22 protein-coding genes are annotated in these 23,378 nt (G+C 52.8%); 11 read left to right on the top strand and 11 right to left on the bottom strand.

The genetic code is table 11. The features are described from left to right. Nucleotides 1-57 precede the first annotated feature (57 nt). From OGV77_RS07985 to yiaK, 4 genes are read right to left on the bottom strand one after another with little or no spacing between them, the layout of a single operon-like run. Complete coding sequence (locus OGV77_RS07985) at nucleotides 58-1,377, bottom strand: MFS transporter (RefSeq protein WP_043018700.1); 1,320 nt, start codon at nucleotides 1,375-1,377, stop codon at nucleotides 58-60. Between the two features lie 31 nt (nucleotides 1,378-1,408). Continuing rightward, nucleotides 1,409-2,341 carry a DUF4862 family protein gene (locus OGV77_RS07980; protein WP_043018699.1) on the bottom strand — a complete coding sequence of 311 codons (933 nt, stop codon included), beginning with the start codon at nucleotides 2,339-2,341 and terminating at the stop codon, nucleotides 1,409-1,411. Between the two features lie 14 nt (nucleotides 2,342-2,355). Further along, nucleotides 2,356-2,820 (bottom strand): YhcH/YjgK/YiaL family protein, encoded by a 465-nt coding sequence (locus OGV77_RS07975; protein WP_047407940.1) that lies wholly within the window; start codon nucleotides 2,818-2,820, stop codon nucleotides 2,356-2,358. Nucleotides 2,821-2,831: 11 nt separating this feature from the next. Next, complete coding sequence (gene yiaK, locus OGV77_RS07970; protein WP_087050763.1) at nucleotides 2,832-3,830, bottom strand: 3-dehydro-L-gulonate 2-dehydrogenase; 999 nt, start codon at nucleotides 3,828-3,830, stop codon at nucleotides 2,832-2,834. A gap of 217 nt (nucleotides 3,831-4,047) precedes the next feature. On the opposite strand from yiaK, the gene yiaJ reads away from it, so the two are divergent. The 3 genes from yiaJ to OGV77_RS07955 all read left to right on the top strand — a co-directional run bounded on the left by yiaJ (nucleotide 4,048) and on the right by OGV77_RS07955 (nucleotide 6,842). After that, nucleotides 4,048-4,863 (top strand): IclR family transcriptional regulator YiaJ, encoded by an 816-nt coding sequence (gene yiaJ / locus OGV77_RS07965; protein ID WP_043018696.1) that lies wholly within the window; start codon nucleotides 4,048-4,050, stop codon nucleotides 4,861-4,863. Nucleotides 4,864-4,980: 117 nt separating this feature from the next. Then, entirely contained in the window at nucleotides 4,981-5,472 is a 492-nt protein-coding gene (locus OGV77_RS07960; RefSeq protein WP_043018695.1) for a 4Fe-4S dicluster domain-containing protein, read from the top strand. A 23-nt stretch (nucleotides 5,473-5,495) separates the two neighbouring features. Then, the gene (locus OGV77_RS07955) at nucleotides 5,496-6,842 is read left to right on the top strand and encodes a DUF4026 domain-containing protein (protein WP_043018694.1); all 1,347 of its coding nucleotides are present in this window, start codon (nucleotides 5,496-5,498) and stop codon (nucleotides 6,840-6,842) included. A 39-nt stretch (nucleotides 6,843-6,881) separates the two neighbouring features. Here OGV77_RS07955 and avtA read toward each other — a convergent pair whose 3' ends face one another. Both avtA and malS read right to left on the bottom strand, forming a co-directional pair. After that, nucleotides 6,882-8,138 (bottom strand): valine--pyruvate transaminase, encoded by a 1,257-nt coding sequence (gene avtA, locus OGV77_RS07950; protein WP_043018693.1) that lies wholly within the window; start codon nucleotides 8,136-8,138, stop codon nucleotides 6,882-6,884. 175 nt (nucleotides 8,139-8,313) lie between these two features. Beyond that, nucleotides 8,314-10,344 (bottom strand): alpha-amylase, encoded by a 2,031-nt coding sequence (gene malS, locus OGV77_RS07945; protein ID WP_087050764.1) that lies wholly within the window; start codon nucleotides 10,342-10,344, stop codon nucleotides 8,314-8,316. A 316-nt stretch (nucleotides 10,345-10,660) separates the two neighbouring features. Between malS and OGV77_RS07940 the strand changes: the two genes are divergently transcribed. Then, on the top strand, nucleotides 10,661-11,485 hold the full coding sequence (locus OGV77_RS07940) for a protein bax (protein WP_003024247.1): 825 nt from the start codon (nucleotides 10,661-10,663) through the stop codon (nucleotides 11,483-11,485). A gap of 73 nt (nucleotides 11,486-11,558) precedes the next feature. Here OGV77_RS07940 and xylR read toward each other — a convergent pair whose 3' ends face one another. Beyond that, nucleotides 11,559-12,737: a D-xylose utilization transcriptional activator XylR gene (xylR, locus tag OGV77_RS07935; protein WP_043018691.1), complete on the bottom strand. Its 1,179-nt coding sequence runs from the start codon at nucleotides 12,735-12,737 to the stop codon at nucleotides 11,559-11,561. Between the two features lie 361 nt (nucleotides 12,738-13,098). Here xylR and xylA point away from each other — a divergent pair, with 361 nt between their 5' ends. The 4 genes from xylA to yiaA all read left to right on the top strand — a co-directional run bounded on the left by xylA (nucleotide 13,099) and on the right by yiaA (nucleotide 16,921). Beyond that, nucleotides 13,099-14,421 (top strand): xylose isomerase, encoded by a 1,323-nt coding sequence (xylA, locus tag OGV77_RS07930; RefSeq protein ID WP_003024252.1) that lies wholly within the window; start codon nucleotides 13,099-13,101, stop codon nucleotides 14,419-14,421. Between the two features lie 71 nt (nucleotides 14,422-14,492). Continuing rightward, entirely contained in the window at nucleotides 14,493-15,947 is a 1,455-nt protein-coding gene (gene xylB, locus OGV77_RS07925) for a xylulokinase (protein ID WP_087050765.1), read from the top strand. Between the two features lie 167 nt (nucleotides 15,948-16,114). Continuing rightward, complete coding sequence (gene yiaB / locus OGV77_RS07920; RefSeq protein ID WP_047407954.1) at nucleotides 16,115-16,483, top strand: inner membrane protein YiaB; 369 nt, start codon at nucleotides 16,115-16,117, stop codon at nucleotides 16,481-16,483. Further along, nucleotides 16,484-16,921 carry an inner membrane protein YiaA gene (gene yiaA / locus OGV77_RS07915; protein WP_075145496.1) on the top strand — a complete coding sequence of 146 codons (438 nt, stop codon included), beginning with the start codon at nucleotides 16,484-16,486 and terminating at the stop codon, nucleotides 16,919-16,921. A gap of 40 nt (nucleotides 16,922-16,961) precedes the next feature. On the opposite strand, the gene OGV77_RS07910 is transcribed toward yiaA, so the two are convergent. After that, nucleotides 16,962-17,957, bottom strand: a complete 996-nt coding sequence (locus OGV77_RS07910) for an acyltransferase (protein ID WP_087050766.1) — start codon at nucleotides 17,955-17,957, stop codon at nucleotides 16,962-16,964. Nucleotides 17,958-18,129: 172 nt separating this feature from the next. Here OGV77_RS07910 and OGV77_RS07905 point away from each other — a divergent pair, with 172 nt between their 5' ends. From OGV77_RS07905 to glyS, 3 genes are all read left to right on the top strand, one after another. After that, nucleotides 18,130-18,438: a YsaB family lipoprotein gene (locus tag OGV77_RS07905; RefSeq protein ID WP_043018685.1), complete on the top strand. Its 309-nt coding sequence runs from the start codon at nucleotides 18,130-18,132 to the stop codon at nucleotides 18,436-18,438. 95 nt (nucleotides 18,439-18,533) lie between these two features. Continuing rightward, nucleotides 18,534-19,445, top strand: a complete 912-nt coding sequence (glyQ, locus tag OGV77_RS07900) for a glycine--tRNA ligase subunit alpha (protein ID WP_001168551.1) — start codon at nucleotides 18,534-18,536, stop codon at nucleotides 19,443-19,445. 9 nt (nucleotides 19,446-19,454) lie between these two features. Then, entirely contained in the window at nucleotides 19,455-21,524 is a 2,070-nt protein-coding gene (glyS, locus tag OGV77_RS07895; RefSeq protein WP_043018684.1) for a glycine--tRNA ligase subunit beta, read from the top strand. Between the two features lie 66 nt (nucleotides 21,525-21,590). Here glyS and cueP read toward each other — a convergent pair whose 3' ends face one another. The 3 genes from cueP to OGV77_RS07880 form a co-directional block, all read right to left on the bottom strand. Next, a complete protein-coding gene (cueP, locus tag OGV77_RS07890) occupies nucleotides 21,591-22,130 on the bottom strand; it encodes a copper-binding periplasmic metallochaperone CueP (RefSeq protein WP_047407962.1) in 540 nt (179 codons plus the stop codon). 186 nt (nucleotides 22,131-22,316) lie between these two features. Beyond that, complete coding sequence (gene cspE, locus OGV77_RS07885) at nucleotides 22,317-22,529, bottom strand: transcription antiterminator/RNA stability regulator CspE (protein ID WP_000014594.1); 213 nt, start codon at nucleotides 22,527-22,529, stop codon at nucleotides 22,317-22,319. A 279-nt stretch (nucleotides 22,530-22,808) separates the two neighbouring features. Next, nucleotides 22,809-23,099 carry an HTH-type transcriptional regulator gene (locus OGV77_RS07880; protein WP_005133819.1) on the bottom strand — a complete coding sequence of 97 codons (291 nt, stop codon included), beginning with the start codon at nucleotides 23,097-23,099 and terminating at the stop codon, nucleotides 22,809-22,811. Between the last annotated feature and the right edge of the window lie 279 nt (nucleotides 23,100-23,378).

Genomic DNA, 23,378 nt, shown 5'->3' with positions numbered 1-23,378 from the left:
CCTGGGGTATGTATGGATTTCGTCGGCCCGATAAGCGAAGCGTCACCGGACATCGTGTTACGCCGCGTGTTTACGCGGATTCAGCGTCTTTAGCGGCGCAGAACCGGCATCGCATTTTGCTGGCAGCAGCAGTGCCATCAGCGCGGCCAGCGCCAGTGAGATTGCCAGGCAGTAAACGCCCGCATCTTTGCTGTACAGGGTGATGAGTACGCCGACCGCGTAAGGACCGCAGAAGCCTCCAAGGTTGCCGAGGGCGTTGATAACCCCACGTGCGCCACCGGCCATTTCCGCGCTGAACAACCGCGCCGGAATGGTCCAGAACACGCCCGCAGCCGATTGCAGGAAGAAGCCACAGCCGACCAGCGCGGCATAAGCCAGCCAGACGTTATTTTTCAGCGCCACGGAGAGGAACATGCACAGGGCAAAGCCAATCAGCGGCAGGCAGACGAACAGCTTGCGTTTACCGGTGCGGTCAGAGAGAGAAGAGAACAGGAACATCCCGGCAATTGCGCCAACGTACGGCAGAATGGCGAGCATACCGACCTGTCCCATGCTGCTGTGCGTCAACTCTTTGAGGATGGTCGGCAGCCACAGGGTGTAACCGTAAATCCCGGTTTGGTAGAAGAAATTCAGTGCGATCAACTGCCACATGGTTTTATCGGACAGCACCGCGCCCAGAGAGGCATTTTTGACTTCGGTTCCGGCAATGGCTTTTTGCTCGGCGGCCAGCGTCTCAACGAGGTAATTTTTCTCGGCGTCAGAGATCCAGCGTGCTTCCTGCGGTCGGTCGTAAACGGTATAGGCCCACAGCACCAGGACCACAATGGAGAGTAAACCTTCAATAATGAACAGCCAGCGCCAGTCGAGCACGGTGATGATCCAACCCGAGAGCGGGGCGGTAATGATCCCGGCAATCGGCACAAACATAATCACAATCGCATTGGCGCGACCGCGCTCGGCGTCGGGGAACCAGTTGCTGATCATCGTCAACACAACCGGCAGCATGCCGCCTTCGGCAACGCCGAGTAAAAAGCGCAAAACCAGCAGTTGATACTGATTAGTGATCAATCCCGTCAAAACGGAAATAACCGCCCAGGCAACCAACGACCAGCCGATAAATTTCTTGCCGCTACCGTGTACGGCAATTTTTCCGCCGGGAACCTGTAAAAACAGATAACCGATAAAGAAAATACCGCCAGCCAGTCCCGCCATGGTGGCGGAAATACCTAATTCGGCGTCCATGCCGCCCGGCATCGCAAATGCGATATTAACGCGGTCCATATAAGAAATAATACAGGCGATGAGAATGGGTGGGATAATTCGCAGCCAGCGCTGACGGGGTATATCTTTGAGTGTAGGGCGAGAGGTCATGTTCATATTAATATTCTCGTAGAGTAGTATGTTATTTTTATAATTTTGTTTTGTTTAATGCAGCGATACCGTCGCGCAATATTGCTACGCGATGATCCACATCTGCATTGGCATTTATTTCCAGTAATTTAATACCGGCAAATTGCAATGGCTCGGTTCCTGCGCAGGCGAATAATTCGCGGGCATGGTCGGTGGTCATCAAGCTTTGCGGGCAGAAAGGAGCAAACGGCGCGTGTAAGTCCTGCCACTCGCCATACTCTCCCGTGATTGTGGTGCCGGAAAACATCAGCGCGCCCAATTTACCGGCCTGTTGGACCTGCTGCGTGTGGGTCAGCGGTAGGGCGAGGTTCTGCCCTTCAATGGCCGATCGCGCCCAGTTAATGCACACGCTGATGTCATATCCGGTTATTGCGTCCAGCACGTTTTCTAACGGCAAAAAGCCTTTGCGTGGCGCAGGGCCCGTCATGGCATCGCAATGCTCCAGCACCAGATCGCAGGACCAGTCCCAGTGGGTAATTTCTTTCAGTGAACGAGCGAACGCGTCGGTGGCCTGGGCGACGTTCGGGTTGCCTGCCAGCGGGGCAGCGTGCAACTCCAGCGCGATCACTTTTCCGCCATTGGTTGCATTGATATGGTTGATTTTCTGGTGCAGATGGCGGTAATACGCCACACAGGCTTTACGCTGATCTTCGTCGCTGGAGGCCAACCCGAAACCACCCTCAGTACCGCGGCGGCGCATGGTTTCCATAATGGCCGTGACCACGATTTGCCAGTCGCCCGGCGTATGGCGCAATAACCATTCGTCGCCCAACGGATGCAGATGTTCAAGGCAGGGCTGTTCCAGTCCGCGAATATCCGGGGTATCGGAGAGCTGCCGCCAGAATTCCTTCTCTTCCTCTTCACTCTTTTGGTGAAATGAGGGTGCACAGGGGTACGCACCGATAATATAACCGGTTGTATTAGCTTTCATTTTTTGTGCTCCTTTTATAAAACTGAAATAGCAACCTTCACGACTATTTTGCGGATCGGTGTGGCGACAGTTTTATGACATCCCGGACGATGAACATCCTGCGGGAAAAATATGGCGTAACTTCCCGGAGTCATTTCAATAAAAGATTCATGTTCACTGGCGTGATAAAAAATAATATCGCGCTGTTCTAATAACGCTTCGCTGATTTCATTATTTCCGGTATCAATAGCGATACCGATTTTTTCTTCACCCCAGGCTAAAAACTGAATATCCAGATAGCGGCGATGCGCTTCCGGGCGATTTTCGGCTGGGTCACGGGTAGTTAAATCGATAATCTGCGCGAAGATATTTTTACCGTCTATCTCCACCACGCCCGGCTCCAGTTTGCGGAAATCCGTGGTGCGCAGAAAATCGAGCGCCCTTTCAATCGCTGCGGGCAAACGACACGGATTAGGCTGAGCAATATGTCCAAAGATCATGGTGTTGCTCCTTACAGCGACTGAATTTTTGCCCAGACACTGTCATCAATGGTGATGCCGTTTTGGCGATTTTCTGCCAGTAGCTTTGTAAACTCGTGGCCCGGCAGACGAACAGGCGTGTTTTCATCAGCGCGTTCGGCGGTGGTGATGAAATCCATAATCCGCTGTAGTTTGGCATCGCGGGTGGCGCCATCGATTAGCTTATCCACTTCAATGGCGATGAAAATCTGTGAAACGCCATATTCATCGCTGTTATCCTGGGTGACTTCCGCCACGGAGGCACCGTCAGAAAGCAGGGTGGCAATCATATCCAGCACAATCGACAGGCCTGAACCTTTCCAGTAACCCATTGGTAAAATGCGGCGATTTTTTTCGATAACGCCCGGCTCTTTGGTGAGATTGCCTTCATCGTCAAAACCACCGTCTACCGGCAGTTCGCGACCAGCCAGGCGATTCACTTCCAGCATGCCGTAGGAGAACATCGACATCGACATATCAACCATGGTGATTGGCGTGGAGGGGATCGCGACAATCAGCGGGTTAGTACCAATACGGCACTCTTTCGAACCCCATGGCGGCATTACGGCAATCGAGTTGGTCCAGCAGATACCAATGTACCCTTTCTCTGCCGCCTGCCAGCCATAGCTGCCGCCGCGCATCCAGTGGTTGGCGTTACGCAGCGCGACCAGGCCGATGCCGTGATCGGAAGCCAACTCAATAGCTCTGTCCATCATCTTTTTCGCCGTCAGGTTGCCGATCGAACGCTGGGCATCCCATTGTTCAATCGCCCCCAGGCTGGTAATGCGCTGCGGTTTGGCCTCAGGAATGATGTCGCCGTTATCCAGTTGCTGAATGAAACGGGGGAAGCGATTCACGCCGTGCGAATAAACGCCGGACTCGGTGGTGCGCGCAAACATTTCGGCACAGGCATCGGCGGTTTCAACGGCGATACCGCGTGCCAGCAGTACCCGATTGAACGCATCTTTCAACTGCTCAAAAGTGACTTTCATTCCTGTTTCCTTGTTTAAGTTTGATCGCTTTTTTATCTCTAAATTTCACTATGCGAAATCTGATTTCAAATATAGCGATCAAATTTTGACAGATCAACGGGGTGGTCTATTTTTTAAAATCATCAAAATCAAATAGTTGTGTTTTTTCGGTTCAGATCGTGAACTGAAACACACTTTGCGCTACCATCAGAGCGCGACGAAAAGGGGAGCGGAAGCGATGGGCACCAAAGAGAGTGAAATGACGCAAGATAAAGAGAGGCCAGCCGGAAGTCAGAGCCTGTTCCGTGGTTTGATGTTGATTGAGATCCTGAGCAACTATCCGAATGGGTGTCCGCTGGCCCATTTGTCTGAACTGGCCGGGCTGAACAAAAGTACCGTGCATCGACTCCTGCAAGGCCTTCAGTCATGCGGATACGTCACGCCCGCACCCGCTGCGGGCAGTTATCGGTTGACCACTAAATTTATCGCCGTGGGACAGAAGGCGCTGTCGTCACTGAATATCATCCATGTTGCCGCACCGCACCTTGAAGCGCTGAATATCGCCACTGGCGAAACGATCAACTTCTCCAGTCGTGAAGATGACCATGCGATTCTGATTTATAAGCTGGAGCCGACGACAGGCATGCTGCGTACCCGCGCCTATATCGGCCAACATATGCCGCTGTACTGCTCCGCGATGGGCAAAATTTACATGGCGTTTGGGCATGCGGATTACGTGGAGTCCTACTGGGAGAGCCATCAGGATCTGATTCAGCCGCTGACCCGCAATACCATTACCGGTCTACCGGCGATGTACGATGAACTGGCGCAGATCCGCGAAAGCAGTATGGCGATGGATCGGGAAGAGAACGAGCTGGGGGTATCCTGTATTGCCGTGCCGGTGTTTGATATTCATGGCCGGGTGCCCTACGCGGTATCAATTTCACTCTCGACATCGCGGCTTAAGCAGGTAGGGGAAAAGAATCTACTCAAGCCGCTGCGGGAAACCGCGCAGGCCATTTCAAATGAGCTGGGCTTTACCGTTCGCGATTAGGCGCATGCCAGGCGTCGTTCAGACACCTGACACTATTTAACCGTTTCCCCTGTCCGATCAAAGCGACAGGGGCAGTCTCTCTGGCAATCTGAAGTTTTCATGCAGAAGGAGGGGGCAATGAACGAGTTTATTATGGCGGATGCGGCAAAATGTATTGGGTGTCGCACCTGTGAAGTTGCCTGCGTCGTCGCGCATCAGCAAAACCAGGACTGTGCGTCGGTCTCTTCTTCTGCGTTTGTCCCGCGGATTAGGGTGATCAAAGACGATGCCTTTACAACGGCAGTCGCCTGCCATCAATGTGAAGATGCTCCCTGCGCGAATGTTTGTCCAACGCACGCTATTCGCCGTGAACATGGGCATATCTTCGTTGAACAAACACGGTGTATTGGCTGTAAAAGCTGTATGCTGGCCTGTCCGTTTGGGGCAATGAATGTTGTCGCCCGCTCATCGCGGGTGCAGGCGATAAAATGCGATTTGTGCTGGCATCGCGAAACGGGGCCTGCGTGTGTTGAAGCTTGCCCGACAAGTGCGTTGCAGTGCGTAAGCGAGAATCAGATCGCGCAGCTAAACTGTGAAAGGCGTAGCCGTACGGCGTTTTCTACCTTTTGAACATTGAGCAAGGACGCATAATTATGGCATCAAACAAGCAAGCGTATCTCGCCGCTGCGAACAACGGTCTGTTTAAAACGGACTCCGAGTTTGTAGCGACCCCGCCACAACCCGTTACCCTTGAAGCGTTACAGGCGCGTGTGGAGGGGCAGACGCTATTTCCGGAGCTGTTGTCACGTATTGACGAAGAGAAAGAAGAACTGCATCTGACCTTTACCGCAGACGGTGAGCTTTATCTTTATCGCGTTTCTCTCTTTAGCTGTGAGCACGATCCTTCCGCCCTGGAATACGTCCCTGGCGCACGTTCTGTTGCACCGGAGGTACTTTCTGAGATGGCAGATTATCGCCAGCGAATCTCAGTCACGACCCGTTTTAGTAATGATGTTTTCCTGAGCTGGCAGCAGGCGATCAAAATTGTGGGACTGTTGGTGCCGGACCTGCTGGTGGCCCAGGACGCTAGCGCAGGCGGTAGGCTGTTTTCCCGCGAGCGGTTACTGTTTGAAGCGCGTTTTCCGGCGCGGCCGCGTGCAGATACACTGTATGCGATCCACGCCGTTCACGATGATGAAAACGATCATTACTGGTTGCACACGCATGGCCTGCGGCGGTTGGGTTTACCGGAGTGCGAGGTGATTATTCACCAGCCGGTGGAAAGTCTGGGCAGCATTGGCTACATGATTGAAGCGTTTGTGAATATCTGTATTGACGATCGCGGCATGTATTGTAATGAACCGCTGATGCTGGCGCGAACTCACGAAGGCGAGCAGTATATTGTGGCCATTCCCTGGGAACAGGGACTTAGCGTGATCGAACATGGCGGCAACCTGAACCTGTTGCCTGAGATCGCAGAGAGGGTGGGTGATATCTCAGATTTACCTTCCGGGCGTTTTTCCGGCGATCTGGCCGATCGGGAAGATGAGCATAATGGCCCGTCGTGCCTGTTGTTCCGTCTAGCCGATGAGCGTGGCGGCATTGGCAGCGTGATTGACGGTGGGCTGGGCGGCGATCAAGTGATGTTCATGAAAAGTATCGCATTGTCGGATAGCGATGCGCAAAAAGCGCAAATGCGCTGGCCTTATTTCCAGCATATTTTTGAGACGCAGCATAATGAAATATCAGCGCCCCTTGTCAAAATCGGTGTTCCCTACGGCGATGACGATAAGCGCGAACATATGTGGTTTATGTTGCAGAACATCGCTGATGAACATCTGACAGGCGTATTAACCAATCAGCCGTATTACGTGCATCATATGCAGGAAGGCGAGCAATATACGTTACCGTTTACACTGCTCAGTGACTGGCGCATTTATCATCCGCAGGGAGTGTTTACCCCGGATAATATCTTCGAGCTGATATCGCACAGTTCGTGATGCTAGCGCCCGATACAAAACGGTATCGGGCGACAAAAATCAGCTGCTCCCTTCGCTCCAGGCGCGCTCGATCTCTTCCGCCAGAATCTTCACCCCAGCTTCGATTTTCTCCGGCTCCGGAACGTAGTTCATCCGCATGCACTGATGGGTATGCGGCCAGGGTTTATCCAGACCCGGGAAGAAGTAGTCACCGGGAACCATCAGTACGCCGCGCGCTTTCAGGCGCTGATACAGCAGCTCGGTGGTGATCGGCAAATCTTTAAACCATAACCACAGGAAAATCGCGCCCTCCGGTTTGTGGATCAGGCAGCGATCTTCAGACAAATAGCGGCGAATGATCGCAATCGTCTCCTGAACACGCTGATAATAAAACGGTTTGATTACCGTTTCGGAGAGGCGCAGCAGATCGTTACGTTTAATCATCTCGCACATCATTGCCGGCCCCATTCCGCCAGGCGCGAGGCTGATGATGCCGTTCATATTGGTGATGGCGGTGATGATTTTTTCATTCGCGATGATGATGCCGCAGCGGGAGCCTGGCAGGCCCAGCTTCGAAAGGCTCATGCACAGCACAATGTTGGGGTTCCACAGCGGGCGCGCTTCGCTAAAGATGATGCCGGGGAACGGTACGCCATAGGCGTTATCAATCACCAGCGGGATCCCATGCTGGTTGGCCAGCCGGTCCAGCTTCATCAGCTCTTCGTCGGTGATCACGTTGCCTGTCGGATTCGTCGGACGAGACACGCAAATCATCCCCGTCTCTTCACCAATATGCAGGTGTTCAAAATCAACGTGATACTTAAACTGGCCTTCCGGTAACAGTTCGATGTTTGGGCGCGCGGAGACAAAGAGTTCCTCTTCCAGCCCGGAATCGGCATAACCAATGTATTCCGGGGCTAACGGGAACAATACTTTTTGCGTTGTGCCGTCGGCGCGACGTCCTGCGAACAGATTGAATAAGTAGAAAAACGCGCTCTGACTGCCATTTGTCAGAGCAATATTTTGTGGCTCGATATCCCAACCCTGCTTCTCACGTAGCAGTTTCGCCAGCTCAGACAGTAGCTCGGTTTTTCCTTGTGGACCGTCATAATTACAAAGCGCATCAGTGGCTTTGCCGTTTTCCAGCATATCTGCCAGCAGAGACTGAAAGTAATTTTGCATCTCTGGAATTTGCGCCGGATTACCGCCGCCAAGCATGATGGCGCCTGGGGTGCGTAAACCGTCGTTGAGGTCCTCCATCAGGCGTGTGATGCCTGAATGGCGGGTGAATTTGTCGCCAAAAAGTGAGAATGTCATAGCAGGTGGTCTGTCGAACTGAGTAGTAAAGTGGCTAACCATAGCGCTACCCATGGCAGGGTGCAAATCGGGGGCATCAGGTTGGATTGAGGTTTTGTGCTGTAGATTTTTATCTGGCTGGTTTTTTATGTTGAATCAGGCTTCCCGCTGCGTGCACAGCGAGAAGCCGGGCGCGTCAGGGCTGACCGGCCCACACCACCATCACTTTGTCGTCGCCATGTTCGCGGATAAATCCGTATCCCTGCTTCAGGGTCAGCGTGGTTTGTTTACCGGCGCCAATGGCGGGATGTCTGGCCCTGAACTGGCTGATACGTTGCCAGTGTGCGACGCTGGCGGCAGATTTCCCGGTCACATCCTGCCAGTTCATCTCCGAGCGCGTCCCCTGTAATGGATCTGAGCCGGTTGGGCCAAAGGGGCGGGCAGACTCGTCGCCATAAAAGAGTTGTACCGCGCCAGGCGCCAGCAGCAATAGCTCGGCGGCTTTGTCTCCACCTTCGCGGAACAGACGCGTATCGTGTGAGGAGAGATAGCTCAGAACGTTAAAGTCCTGCAGTTTATCCGCCATCTGCTGCCAGGTGGGGTCCATATTCGCCAGACACTCGACGGCTTTTGCCGCTTGCTCCTGGTAGTCGAAATTGATCATCGCATCGAAGCCGTGACGGTAATAGTCGCTTTGCATCACGCCGTGGCCCCAGGCCTCGCCGGTCATCCAGAAGGGTTTATCATCCAGCGCTTTGTCAGGGTTGGCTTTCTTCCATTCGACCAGCGCCGCGCTGGCCTGTGTTTTTAGCTGCTGCCAGGCGGGAAGTTCGACGTGTTTAGCGGTATCGACCCGAAAGCCGTCAATCCCGTAATCACGCACCCACTGACTGAGCCAGTGCGTCAGATAATCCCGGGGCGTGTATCCGGCGATAGCTTTAGCGTGCGTATCCGGCTTGTGCTGATAAAAATGTGGCAGCCCGGAGGGCGTGGTCGATTCGGTTTTCAGGTCGGGCAGGAAGGCCAGCGACATGGTGAGGTCGTCAAAGCCAGGATTGTCGTAATCGCCAATATCGGTGCGGATCCAGTTTTTCCCCCACCATTTTTCCCAGCCGGCTTTATCGCTGAAGTTGATGTAATCATTAAAGCTGTGCCAGCTCTGCCCGGCGGCCGGTTTCCAGTCAGTCCAGCGTTCGCCGAGCGTTTTTTTCAGCTCATCGCCCGATAAGTACAGCGCCCCAAACTGATATTCCTGCATATCCGCCAGGGTGGCGTAGCCGGTATGGTTCATTACCACATCAAACAGAACACGGATGCCGCGCTGATGTGCGCCATCAACCAGCGTGCGCAGGTCTGCTTCGTCACCCATATTGGCGTCGAGCGTGGTCCAGTCCTGAGTGTAGTAGCCGTGGTAAGCGTAGTGAGGGAAGTCGCCTTTGGTGCCACCACCGACCCAGCCGTGGATTTGCTCAAACGGCGCACTGATCCACAGGGCGTTGACGCCCAGTTGTTGCAGGTAGTCGAGTTTGCTGGCGAGCCCGCGCAAATCGCCGCCGTGGAAGGTGCCAATTTCCTGCATGCCGTCGCTGCGACGCCCATAGCTGTGGTCGTTACTCGGATCGCCATTTACAAAGCGGTCCGTCAGGACGAAATACACCGTGGCGTTATGCCAGTCAAAAGCGGCAGGGGCATCAGTTTCCGCCCGTTCGAGCAGCAACAGCCCGTTACTGGTTGCGGCGGGCTGCAGGGTAATCGCCCCGTTTTTTACCGTCGCGGTTTGCTGGCTGTAGAAATCACGTACCACGGCACCTTCCGGGAAGGTCTGGCTCACGTTCAGCGTGACCGGCGCACCGTCCCATTTCGGGCACTGGCGAATCTGGGTCGTGACAGGGTCTGCGGCGCTTTTTACCGAGAGCATCAGCGTTGGCGTGCCGGAGCGGGTATCCACTTCCAGCGTGTAATCGCCGTCTTTGAATAAGCGCCACTGCGGCGGAGCGCCTTCACACGGTTTTAGCGACAGCATCTGGTTGAGTTTTATCGCATCGGCGGGCTGCCAGCACTGTTGGTCAAAATTCAGGGTTAAAGGACGAGTACCCTTCGTCAACGCTGCATGGCTGACGAATTTACCCGTACCTTCCGCTTCGAAGGTCGGTAGTCCTTGAGAAGTCCATGATGAAGCGATGGCAATGCCGGGTATGAGCGCCAGCGCAACGGCGGCAAGTTTCATAATGCTGTCCTTGATGCTGCGATTTTCGCCAGTTTGCCAGTGAAATCAGGCCGGAAACTCCTCCTTAGAGTCGATTCCGCCAGGAGGAGAAGTGAGGGTGAGTTAACGCGCGCAAAAAATAAACTGATTTTGCGATAACCCCCACATTTTCTTCGAATTAATGGCGCCCAGAACTGTTAGTGCGTGACATAGTTTCAGAATTGGACTATTCCTTTGGGTGCTCTTGACAGCTATTTTTGATATGATTTGAGATTCATCTCTCATTTTTGTGAAAAATATAAGGTGTTGGAATGTATAAATCCGACCAGGAGACCTAATGATATTGACTCCCATTCGACGATATGGGGCAATGATTCTTATGTTACTCACCGTTGCATTTTCGGGTGAGGTGCTGGCAAAGACACACACGGCGACAACGAGTCACAAGCCCCAGATAACCAAGGCAAGTAATAAACAGGTTAGCAGTAAACAAGAGTATTCTCGCAATAGTGCAAAGAGTAGTTCACTTCCTGATTTGCGAAAATACCCTTCCGGAACACCAAGGAAAAAAGCGTTTCTCCGGACGGTTATGCCTTATATTACCAGTCAAAATGCTGCCATTACGGCGGACCGTAACTGGCTGATTTCAAAACAGTACCAGAACCGCTGGTCACCGACTGAGCGTACGCGGATGAAAGACATCGCGAAGCGCTACAAAGTGAGCTGGTCTGGTAACACGCGTAAAATTCCGTGGAATACGCTGCTTGAGCGCGTAGACATTATCCCGACCAGTATGGTGGCAACCATGGCTGCGGCCGAAAGCGGCTGGGGCACGTCGAAGCTGGCGCGCAGCAACAACAACCTGTTTGGCATGAAATGTGGCAAAGGTCGTTGTAACAATGCACCAGGTAAGGTGAAAGGCTACTCACAGTTTGAATCGGTGAAAGAGTCGGTGAATGCTTACGTCATCAACCTGAACACGCATCCGGCTTACTCTTCCTTCCGTAAGTCACGCGCGCAGCTGCGTAAAGCCGATCAGGAAGTCACCGCTACCGCGATGATCCATAAGCTGAAGGGTTACTCCACTAAGGGACAGAGCTACAACAACTATCTGTTCGCAATGTATCAGGATAACCAGCGTTTAATCGCCGCGCATATGTAATTTCGCGTGCTGATCCGGTCTACAAGTCATCTCGTAGGCCGGATCAGACGAAGCCGCCATCCGGTAATTCCCCCTATAGCAACACTTCACTGTTCACATCGCGATACTCTTTTGGCGTCGTGTCGTACTCTTTCTTGAAGACCGAATAGAAATACTGCAGAGACGGATAGCCGCACATCTGTGAAATTTCGTTGATTGAAAGTGTGGTAGAAATCAATAGGCTACGCGCTTTTTCCAGCTTTTCGGCATGAATCACAGCGTGGATAGTCTCGCCGACCTCTTCTTTAAAGCGCTTCTCCAGGTTCGAGCGTGAGATTCCTACTGAATCCAGCACCTGTTCAACCTTAATACCTTTACAGGCATGATTACGGATAAAGTGCATCGCCTGAATGACCGCCGGGTCGGTTAAGGAACGGTAGTCGGTTGAGCGACGTTCAATGACACGCACCGGAGGAACCAAAATGCGTTGCAGCGGCAGTTCCTCGTTCGCCAGTAAACGGTGCAGGAGTTTAGCAGCCTGATATCCCATCTGCCTGGCTCCCTGAGCCACGGATGACAGCGCCACCCGGGACAGGTAGCGGGTCAATTCTTCGTTGTCTATTCCTATCACGCACAGTTTTTCCGGTACCGGAATATGCAGGTGTTCGCAGACTTGCAGGACGTGTCGTGCCCGCGCGTCGGTAACGGCGATAATACCGGTTTGCGGTGGCAGAGTTTGTAGCCAGTCCGCCAGTCGATTTTGCGCGTGCTGCCAGTTCTCCGGCGCGGTTTCCAGCCCCTGATAGACGACACCGCGGTACTTCTCTTTGGCAACCAACTGGCAAAACGCATATTCACGTTCCGCGGCCCAGCGTTTACCGCTTGAGGAGGGCAGGCCGTAAAATGCAAAGCGGTTAACTCCCTTCTCTTTCAGATGCAGGAAAGCGCTTTCTACCAGCGCGTGGTTGTCGGTGGCGATGTAATGTACCGGTGGGTAATCTTGCTCCAGATGGTAAGAACCTCCAACGCCGATGATGGGAACATCGACATCGGCAAGTAATTGCGCAATGTCATCATCGTCATAATCAGCAATAACGCCGTCGCCTAACCAGTCTTTAATATTATCGATACGGGCGCGGAAGTCTTCCTCAATGAATATATCCCACTCGGATTGCGATGCCTGTAAATATTCACCCACTCCTTCTACCACCTGGCGGTCGTAGGCTTTATTGGCATTAAATAGCAGAGTGATGCGGTGACGTTTATCAAACATAAGAACCTGTCCTGGAAAGGTTAACGTGGGCCTGTCGATACTAGCAAAACCGCAGGTACGACTGCTTGATGAAGCGTGACAAATTTCTTATTTGCCTGGCGCTACGCAAAATTCACATACTGTCAGCGGGATGACAATTGTCATTTTTTATCTACGCATTACGGTTTTTTGTTTAATGGCTAACCTTCGATCGCGATCGCTTTTTTATTTCTTTTTTCAGCGCGTTTTTTTGGGAGCCAGCGCACGTTTGGGTATTCTCTTAATAGCGGTGTGAAATAACGTAATTGAGCAATAAATCAGGAAATTCCAGTATAGCCATATCGCAGTTTACTTGCCGTATTACCTGATTATGGAGCTTATTATGCCGGCTTATTTTGACCAACTCGATCGTGTTCGTTTTGAAGGCACTCAATCCACCAACCCGCTCGCATTCCGCCATTACAACCCTGACGAAATCGTGTTGGGCAAGCGCATGGAAGATCATCTGCGTTTTGCGGCCTGCTACTGGCATACCTTCTGCTGGAACGGTGCGGATATGTTCGGTATGGGGGCTTTCGATCGCCCATGGCAGCAGCCTGGTGAAGCACTGGCGCTGGCGAAACGCAAAGCGGATGTGGCATTTGAGTTCTTCCACAAGCTGAACGTGCCTTATTACTGCTTCCATGACGTGGATGTTTCGCCGGAAGGCGCGTCTTTGAAAGAGTATAAAAACAACTTTGCGCAGATGGTTGATGTGCTGGCGGCAAAACAGGAACAAAGCGGTGTGAAGCTGCTGTGGGGAACGGCAAACTGCTTCACCAACCCACGCTACGGCGCGGGCGCGGCCACGAACCCGGATCCGGAAGTGTTCAGCTGGGCCGCCACGCAGGTGGTTACGGCTATGGATGCCACGCATAAGCTCGGCGGCGAAAACTACGTTCTGTGGGGCGGTCGTGAAGGCTATGAAACACTGTTGAATACCGATCTGCGTCAGGAACGTGAGCAGATTGGCCGCTTCATGCAACTGGTGGTGGAACACAAACACAAAACCGGTTTCCAGGGCACTTTGCTTATTGAACCGAAACCGCAGGAACCGACCAAACACCAGTACGACTACGATGCGGCGACCGTGTACGGATTCCTCAAGCAGTTCGGTCTGGAAAAAGAGATCAAACTGAATATCGAAGCCAACCACGCCACGCTGGCAGGCCACTCGTTCCATCACGAAATTGCTACCGCCATCGCGCTGGGTCTGTTTGGTTCTGTCGATGCCAACCGTGGTGACGCACAGCTGGGCTGGGATACAGACCAGTTCCCTAACAGCGTCGAAGAGAATGCACTGGTGATGTATGAAATCCTGAAAGCGGGCGGCTTCACCACCGGCGGCCTGAACTTTGATGCCAAAGTGCGTCGTCAGAGTACCGATAAATACGATTTGTTCTATGGTCATATTGGCGCGATGGATACCATGGCGCTGTCGCTGAAAATTGCGGCCCGTATGATTGAAGACGGTGGTCTGGATCAACGCGTGGCTAAACGCTATGCCGGTTGGAATGGTGAGCTGGGCCAGCAAATTCTGAAAGGACAGATGACGCTGACGGAAATTGCGCAGTACGCTGAGCAACACAACCTGGCGCCGGTGCACCAGAGTGGTCATCAGGAATTGCTGGAAAATCTGGTAAACCATTATTTGTTCGACAAATAACGGATCTCTGAGAACGTCGGTAAGCCCGGTCAGCTCGCGCTACCGGGCCTTTCTTTAAGGAACGATGCCCTATGTATATCGGGATAGATCTAGGTACATCAGGCGTAAAGGCTATTCTGCTCAATGAGCAGGGCGATGTGGTCGCTTCGCACACGGAGAAACTCACCGTCTCGCGGCCTCATCCGTTATGGTCTGAACAAGACCCTGAGCAGTGGTGGCGGGCAACGGATCGTGCGGTGACAGCGCTGGGCCAGCAGCATTCACTTCGCGAAGTGAAAGCGCTGGGGATTGCCGGACAAATGCACGGCGCCACGCTACTGGACGAGCAACGGAAGGTATTGCGTCCAGCTATCCTGTGGAATGATGGACGCTGTGCTGAAGAGTGCGTGATGCTCGAGAACCTGGTTCCGCAGTCGCGCGCCATCACCGGCAACCTGATGATGCCTGGCTTTACCGCGCCAAAGCTGCTGTGGGTGCAGCGCCACGAACCGGAGATTTTCAGCCGGGTTGATAAAGTCCTGCTGCCGAAAGATTACCTGCGCCTGCGTATGACCGGCGATTTTGCCAGCGATATGTCTGATGCGGCAGGTACGATGTGGCTGGATGTCGCGAAGCGTGACTGGAGTGATGTCATGCTGGCCGCCTGTAAGCTGACTCGTGCGCATATGCCTGCGCTCTATGAAGGCAGCGGTATTACCGGAACATTGTTGCCAGAGGTCGCCCACGCCTGGGGTATGCAGGAGGTTGCGGTGGTTGCCGGCGGCGGCGATAACGCGGCGGGAGCAGTGGGTGTGGGCATGATGAATGCCGGTCAGGCGATGTTATCGCTGGGTACTTCCGGGGTCTATTTTGCGGTCAGCGACGGCTTTCTCAGCAAACCGGAAAGCGCAGTCCACAGCTTTTGCCATGCCTTGCCTGAACGATGGCATCTGATGTCCGTGATGCTTAGTGCGGCGTCCTGCCTGGACTGGGCGGCAAAATTAACCGGACTGGCGAGCGTTCCTGCGTTGATTGCTGCTGCGCAAGAGGCGGATGAACACGCTGAGCCGGTCTGGTTTTTACCCTATCTGTCCGGGGAACGTACGCCGCACAACAACCCACAGGCAAAGGGCGTATTTTTCGGTCTGACGCATCAGCACGGGCCGGCGGAACTGGCGCAGGCGGTGCTGGAAGGCGTGGGTTTTGCGCTGGCCGATGGTATGGACGTGGTTCATGCCTGCGGCGTGCAGCCCGCCAGCATCACGCTGATTGGCGGCGGGGCGCGCAGCGAATACTGGCGTCAGATGCTGTCTGACATCAGCGGATTGCAGCTGGATTACCGTACCGGCGGCGATGTCGGTCCTGCACTCGGCGCGGCGCGACTGGCGCAAATTGCCATGAATCCGCAGCGGCCTTTATCAAACCTTCTGCCTCAGCTTACGCTGGAACAAGCGCATTATCCGGATGCCGGGCGCCACGCGCTTTACCAACAGCGTCGGGAAACCTTCCGCCAAATCTATCAGCAATTAAAACCGCTGATGTCCTGACCCTAAATCCCCTCTGGTAAACAGTGGGGATTTATCAAATATATATTTCAATCTAATAAATAATTAGCGTGCATGAATTTATTCTGAAAGTCCGGCGTAGTGGCATTTTTCTGTGTTGTCTTTAGCGGGTTATTCATATTGTATCCATGATGGATAAGGAGATCCCAATGAAGACGACAAGGCTGTTGCCATGGATATTATTCCTCTCTGGCGCGTTGATTTACGTTATTGGCTTATGGCGAGCATGCCCGTTATTGAGCAGCAAAGGCTATTTTTTTGGTGCGCTGATGACGGGAATGTTTGTGACGTACGCTTACCAGCGTGCTGAAAATCTCAATCAGAACGACGAACGCTTCGCTTCCGTGTGTCAGATGGTGGCGCTCATAACGATCGGATTGTTGCTGGTGGGGGTGTGGAATACCCCGTTAGCACCCATCGAAATGGGGCTGTACCCGGCGGCATTCTTTGTGTGTTTACTGGGGCAAGTTTTACTCATGCGCCCAGCAGAATATTTATCTAAAGGACAGGAACTCTAAATGGAAAACAGGACATCAACTTATTCACCCGCATTTAGCATTGTGTCGTGGGTCGCGCTGCTCGGCGGTATTGTGGTTTATCTGTTGGGGTTGTGGAACGCCGATATGCAGTTGAACGAAAAGGGGTATTACTTTGCTGTTTTGGTGCTTGGTTTGTTTTCTGCTGCGTCTTATCAAAAAACGGTACGGGATAAATATGAAGGGATCCCGACTACGCCGATTTACTACGTAACCTGCCTGGCCGCGTTTGTTATTGCGGTGGCGTTGTTGGTTATCGGTTTGTGGAATGCCACGCTGCTGCTAAACGAGAAAGGATTTTATGGCCTGGCCTTCTTTTTGAGCCTGTTTGGTACCGTTGCGGTACAGAAAAATATCCGTGATGGTGGTTTGGATCAATCAAAAGAAACGCCAGCAGTAGCGGAAGATTTTACAGAATGATCGCTTGCCCTCGATGGTTACCGATCGAGGGCTTTTCTTTTTAGCTCACCAGCCTGCGCGTATCGATACGCTGCAACAGTATGGACAACAGTAAACTACCAGCCAGCGTAGCGCTGAAAATCCACAGCATATCCAGCGGTGGCCAGCTCTTGAGTTCAAGGCCGTTGGTGCGCAGCGCGTGAATGATCAGCGCATGAAAGCCATAAATGCCCAGCGAGTGGCGGGAAATAAGGCCCAGTACCGGCAAAGTGCGCGTGCTGAGCGTATTTTTGACCAGCGTCAGGAGCGAGACGGCGCAAATAAACACTGCCGGACCGCAGTAGAGATACCAGGTATCGGCAAAATTGCCTCGCCAGCGCAGTTCATGCAACGTGCCCCGAGAAATAATAAACACCGCGGTGATGAACAACGCCGCACAGAGCAAGGTGAGCGTGCGCTTTTGCGTATCCATCATGCCAATCGCCCGACCCAGCAGGCCGTACACGATGTAATAGAAAGTGTCGCCACTGATGTACAGATTGATGGGCAGCCATTCAAAACCGCCAATTTTTTGCGAAACGGTGTTGGGATTGGCAATCACCCCAATCACTACCATGAGCGCCAGCAGCATCTTGCCGCTGATATTTTTCACCTGTATCAGCGGTGAAACCAGGTAGATGACGGCGATCGCGAAGAAAAACCACAGGTGATAGAACACCGGCTTTTGCAGCAGGTTTTTCAGCGACAGCCCGGCGTTGATCGAGGTAAACAGCAGGATATAGGCCAGCGCCACGCTGCTGTAAAACAAAATGCAGAGCGCGATGCGCGTGAAATGGCGCGGTTTGGCGCTGCGCTCGCCAAAAAACAGGTAGCCCGAAATCATAAAGAACAGCGGGACGCTGACGCGAGAGGCTGAATTGAGCACATTGGCCAGATCCCAATTCAGCGGGCTGACGCTTTGCGCATTGGTGATGTACCAGGTCGTGGTGTGGATCATCACGACCATGAGACAGGCTATCCCGCGCAGGTTATCAATCCAGAAAATTTTGGGCTGCATCAGTTCCTCTGTATCCGTTAAAAAAAGTCTGACCGAAATTTTGCGCGCGTAGCTCACTGGAATAATCCGAGTTCTTACGCTAAAGCTTGAGATGGTCTGATGAGATTCTCAAAATAGGATCCGTTTCCAGACACTAATAATAAGACTGACCAGCAAACCAGGCGGTAATAAAATGATGATGAAGTATTTCTTTCCCACGATCGCTACCCTCATGCTGGTAGCGTGCGCTAACACACAGCCGCCTGCACCCGCGCAGAAGGCGCAAAAGGTTAAGGTCAGTGCAACACGCTCGCTGGATATGGAGTCGCTGTGCAAAAATGAGGCGGCACAACTTTATAACACCGGCGCGCAGAAAATTGATATCTCCGGCCTGGAACAATTCCAGGGCAGCTATGAGATGCGTGGTTCGACCTTCCGTAAAGAGAGTTTTGTCTGCTCTTTTGATGCAGACGGGCAGTTTTTGCACCTTTCCATGCGCTAAGTTCCCCCTTTTTCCCGTTTCGTACTGTATATCTTGCAGCCAGCGGGTATACTGACCGCTTCCTTTAAATCCACACGTATCCAGCACGAAATAATATGCAAAAGTTTGATACCAGGACCTTCCAGGGCTTGATCCTGACCTTACAGGATTACTGGGCTCGCCAGGGCTGCACCATCGTTCAACCATTGGACATGGAAGTCGGCGCGGGCACATCTCACCCAATGACCTGCCTGCGTGCGCTGGGGCCGGAACCGATGGCGACTGCTTATGTGCAGCCTTCTCGTCGTCCGACCGATGGCCGCTATGGCGAAAACCCGAACCGCTTACAGCACTACTATCAGTTCCAGGTAGTGATTAAGCCGTCTCCGGACAACATTCAGGAGCTGTACCTGGGTTCTCTGAAAGAGCTGGGTATGGACCCGACCATTCACGATATCCGTTTCGTGGAAGATAACTGGGAAAACCCGACGCTGGGGGCCTGGGGTCTGGGTTGGGAAGTGTGGCTGAACGGCATGGAAGTGACGCAGTTCACCTACTTCCAGCAGGTTGGTGGTCTGGAGTGTAAACCTGTGACCGGGGAAATTACCTACGGTCTGGAACGTCTGGCCATGTACATTCAGGGCGTAGACAGCGTTTACGACCTGGTCTGGAGCGACGGCCCGCTGGGTAAAACCACTTACGGCGACGTTTTCCATCAGAACGAAGTGGAGCAATCCACCTATAACTTCGAATACGCCGACGTGGACTTCCTGTTCACCTGCTTCGAGCAGTACGAGAAAGAAGCGCAGCAGCTGCTGGCGCTGGAAAATCCGCTGCCGCTGCCTGCGTATGAACGTATCCTGAAAGCCGCCCATAGCTTCAACCTGCTGGATGCGCGTAAAGCGATCTCCGTCACCGAGCGTCAGCGCTATATCCTGCGCATTCGCACCCTGACCAAAGCAGTGGCAGAAGCTTACTACGCTTCCCGTGAAGCCCTTGGCTTCCCGATGTGCAACAAAGACAAATAAGAGGCGGCCATGTCTGAGAAAACTTTTCTGGTGGAAATCGGCACTGAAGAGCTGCCACCAAAAGCACTGCGCAGCCTGGCTGAGTCCTTTGCTGCGAACGTTACTGCGGAGCTGGATAACGCTGGCATCGCGCACGGCAACGTGGAGTGGTTCGCCGCGCCGCGTCGTCTGGCGCTGAAAGTCGCGAATCTGGCGCAAGCGCAACCTGACCGTGAAGTTGAAAAACGCGGCCCGGCCATTTCCCAGGCGTTTGACGCTGAAGGAAAACCGAGCAAAGCGGCAGAAGGTTGGGCGCGTGGCTGCGGCATTACGGTTGACCAGGCTGAGCGTCTGACCACCGACAAAGGTGAGTGGCTGCTGTATCGCGCGCATGTGAAAGGTGAAAGCGCTGAAGCGCTGCTGCCGAATATGATCGCCACCTCTTTGGCGAAACTGCCTATCCCGAAACTGATGCGCTGGGGCGCGTCTGACGTGCACTTCGTGCGTCCGGTTCACACCGTGACCCTGCTGCTGGGCGACAAAGTCATTCCGGCAACTATTCTGGGTATTCAGTCAGATCGCGTGATCCGCGGACATCGCTTTATGGGCGAGCCGGAATTCACCATCGATTCTGCCGATCAGTACCCAGAAATCCTGCGTGAGCGCGGCAAAGTGATTGCAGATTACGCTGAGCGTAAAGCGAAAATCAAAGCCGATGCTGAAGAAGCGGCGCGTAAGATTGGCGGTAACGCTGACCTGAGCGAAAGCCTGCTGGAAGAAGTCACCTCGCTGGTGGAATGGCCGGTAGTGTTGACTGCGAAGTTCGAAGAGAAATTCCTCGCGGTTCCGTCTGAAGCGCTGGTACACACCATGAAAGGTGACCAGAAGTACTTCCCGGTTTACGCGAACGACGGCAAACTGCTGCCGAACTTTATCTTCGTTGCCAACATCGAATCGAAAGATCCGAGCCAGATTATCTCCGGTAACGAGAAGGTGGTTCGTCCACGTCTGGCGGATGCCGAGTTCTTCTTCAATACCGACCGTAAAAAACGTCTGGAAGACCATCTGCCGCGTCTGCAAACCGTGCTGTTCCAACAGCAACTGGGTACGCTGCGCGACAAGACTGACCGTATCCAGGCGCTGGCGGGCTGGATTGCTGGTCAGATTGGCGCTGACGTTAACCACGCAACGCGTGCTGGCCTGCTGTCTAAGTGCGACCTGATGACCAACATGGTCTTCGAGTTCACTGATACCCAGGGCGTAATGGGCATGCACTACGCGCGTCACGATGGTGAAGCGGAAGATGTGGCTGTGGCGCTGAACGAGCAGTATCAGCCGCGTTTTGCTGGTGATGACCTGCCGTCTAACCCGGTTGCCTGTGCCGTGGCGATTGCCGATAAGATGGATACTCTGGCGGGTATCTTCGGTATCGGTCAGCATCCGAAAGGTGACAAAGACCCGTTTGCGCTGCGTCGTGCCGCGCTGGGCGTACTGCGTATCATCGTTGAGAAGAACCTGAACCTGGATCTGCAAACGTTGACCGAGGAAGCGGTTCGTCTGTATGGCGATAAGCTGACTAACGCCAACGTGGTGGATGACGTTATCGACTTTATGCTTGGTCGCTTCCGCGCCTGGTATCAGGATGAAGGTTACACCGTCGATACCATCCAGGCAGTACTGGCGCGTCGTCCGACTCGTCCGGCTGATTTTGACGCACGTATGAAGGCGGTTTCGCACTTCCGTACGCTGGAAGCCGCGTCCGCGCTGGCTGCCGCGAACAAGCGTGTATCGAACATCCTGGCGAAGTCTGAAGAGACGTTGAATGACCGCGTAAATGCGGCAACGCTGAAGGAGCCGGAAGAAATTGCGCTGGCGATGCAGGTTGTGGTGCTGCGCGATAAGCTGGAGCCTGTTTTTGCAGCCGGTCATTACCAGGAAGCGCTGGTTGAGCTATCGGCGCTGCGTGAACCGGTTGATGCGTTCTTTGAGAAAGTGATGGTTAACGTGGAAGATAAAGATCTGCGTATTAACCGTCTGTCTATGCTCGAAAAACTGCGCGAACTGTTCCTGCGCGTGGCGGATATTTCTCTGCTGCAGTAATGGTCCTGAGCTGACTTAGAAAATGCCGGATGGCGGCTGTGCCTTATCCGGCATTTTTTTATGTTGTTAGCGCAACTGTAATTTTGTCAGACAGGTCTGGCTGTCTTCCATCGTCGTGATGGGATACTGCGCTGTTTTACCGTTGTAGCTTACTGCGATGGTACCTGTCATATTGCGCGGTAACCATATCCCGACGAAGCCATTTCGACCGCTCTTCATCTCTTTTTGGACCACCAAGCCCCCCTTGTTATCTGTCACTTTGACATTGAATGTTTTCTCCGGCATTTCACCCTGGCAGCCAGAAAGGCTGTGGTTGAAGCAAGGATGTGTTTGCCATTCATAAGGGGCAAATGACAGATAGAACTTGTCACCGAGCGGCAGGGTATAAATCTGATCGCCCGACGAGAGCTTTAATTCGGTACTGGTGATGGATGCGGAGTACGGCAGCGGGCGGCTCTGCGGCGACTGGTCAATGGTTTCGACGATTTGCTCGACGGATTTACCGCTGAGCCCATTCTCCGCCAGAAAAGTCGCTGGCGGGGTTGCAGCGAACGCGCTACCGGTTGTGAGCAAACCTAATATCAGCAGCAGTGAGGATTTCGACATAGCTTCAATTCCTTGTGAATGTTGTGGAATACAGACTGGCTCACTATAAAGCTTGCCCTTAGGGAAAGGTCAAAGGGACGACGGGTAAAGTAATGCAAAGAAGCGTTTGGGGGGAAGTCTTGCGAAGTACAGATAAAAAAAATCCCCGCCGTATGGCAGGGATTCAGAATTTTGAGTTTTTTAAGCTTACAGGCTGGTTACGTTGCCAGCTGCCGGGCCTTTAGCGCCGCTTTCGATGGTGAAGGAAACTTTCTGACCTTCATCCAGAGATTTGTAGCCATCGTTCTGGATAGCAGAGAAGTGTACGAACACGTCTTTAGAGCCATCGTCAGGAGTGATGAAGCCGAAACCTTTGTCAGCGTTGAACCATTTTACGATACCAGTCATTTTACCGGACATAGTGTATTACCTTTTAAAAAATAAGTGTGCCTTTCGGCGATATGGCGTGCTCTACAGATTTTTTAACAGTAAAGGAAATGCTCACTACGAGGGGTATCAACGATAACTCTTGAAGGGACTTGCCTTACTAACTGCTGTAATGGTCTGTACGTCAAACCGTTGAGGGCATTAACTCATTTTACGCATGTGGATGCAACTACTATTTTCTTATTTGTGGATACTCTCCGTAAGGGAACGGTCCTTTTACCGGACCGTTCTTAGGTAAAATTGAAAAATAGTTCAATCCATCAATTGCTTACTTAGTCTTGGGTCTGCCTGAATCAGGCGCATTAACTTCAATTCGGTACTGGAAGGCTTTACGCGTTTAGACTCCCATTCATGAACCATTGCGACCGTAACGCCCATCACCCGGGCAAAATCGTCTGTTTTTAAACCTGTCCCTCGTCGTAGCTGTTCAAATTCGGTGAAAGGGTTGGTTTTTTGCGTCAGAGTGACCGTCTGCGATACATCTTTAAAAACAATCTGCTCCAGACTGCTCAGCAGTTCAAACATAGGATCTTTGTATTCCATTGAGAACTCCTACAAATCACACAGCGGGATCGTGAATTTCATCGAAGCTCATTAAGAGTAGTCGGAAAAAATGAAGCCGGATTTAAGCTTTGCGTGATGGATTCGTTTCAGCGGATCGTGGCCGATAATCTTTTGCAGGCTAACGAACTGATAACGGTCGGGATCTCCGAACGAGCGAACCCGATTGTAAAGATGACTAAAATATGACGCCGTGGGGCAAATGCAGCATTGTTTAGCAAAACGAAGGGTGGCGGGAGTGGTTATTTTCCCCCACAAGAT

This window comes from Citrobacter sp. Ce129, assembly GCF_030334545.1.
GTDB lineage: Bacteria > Pseudomonadota > Gammaproteobacteria > Enterobacterales > Enterobacteriaceae > Citrobacter > Citrobacter europaeus.
This window is presented reverse-complemented; position numbering and strand designations above follow the sequence as displayed.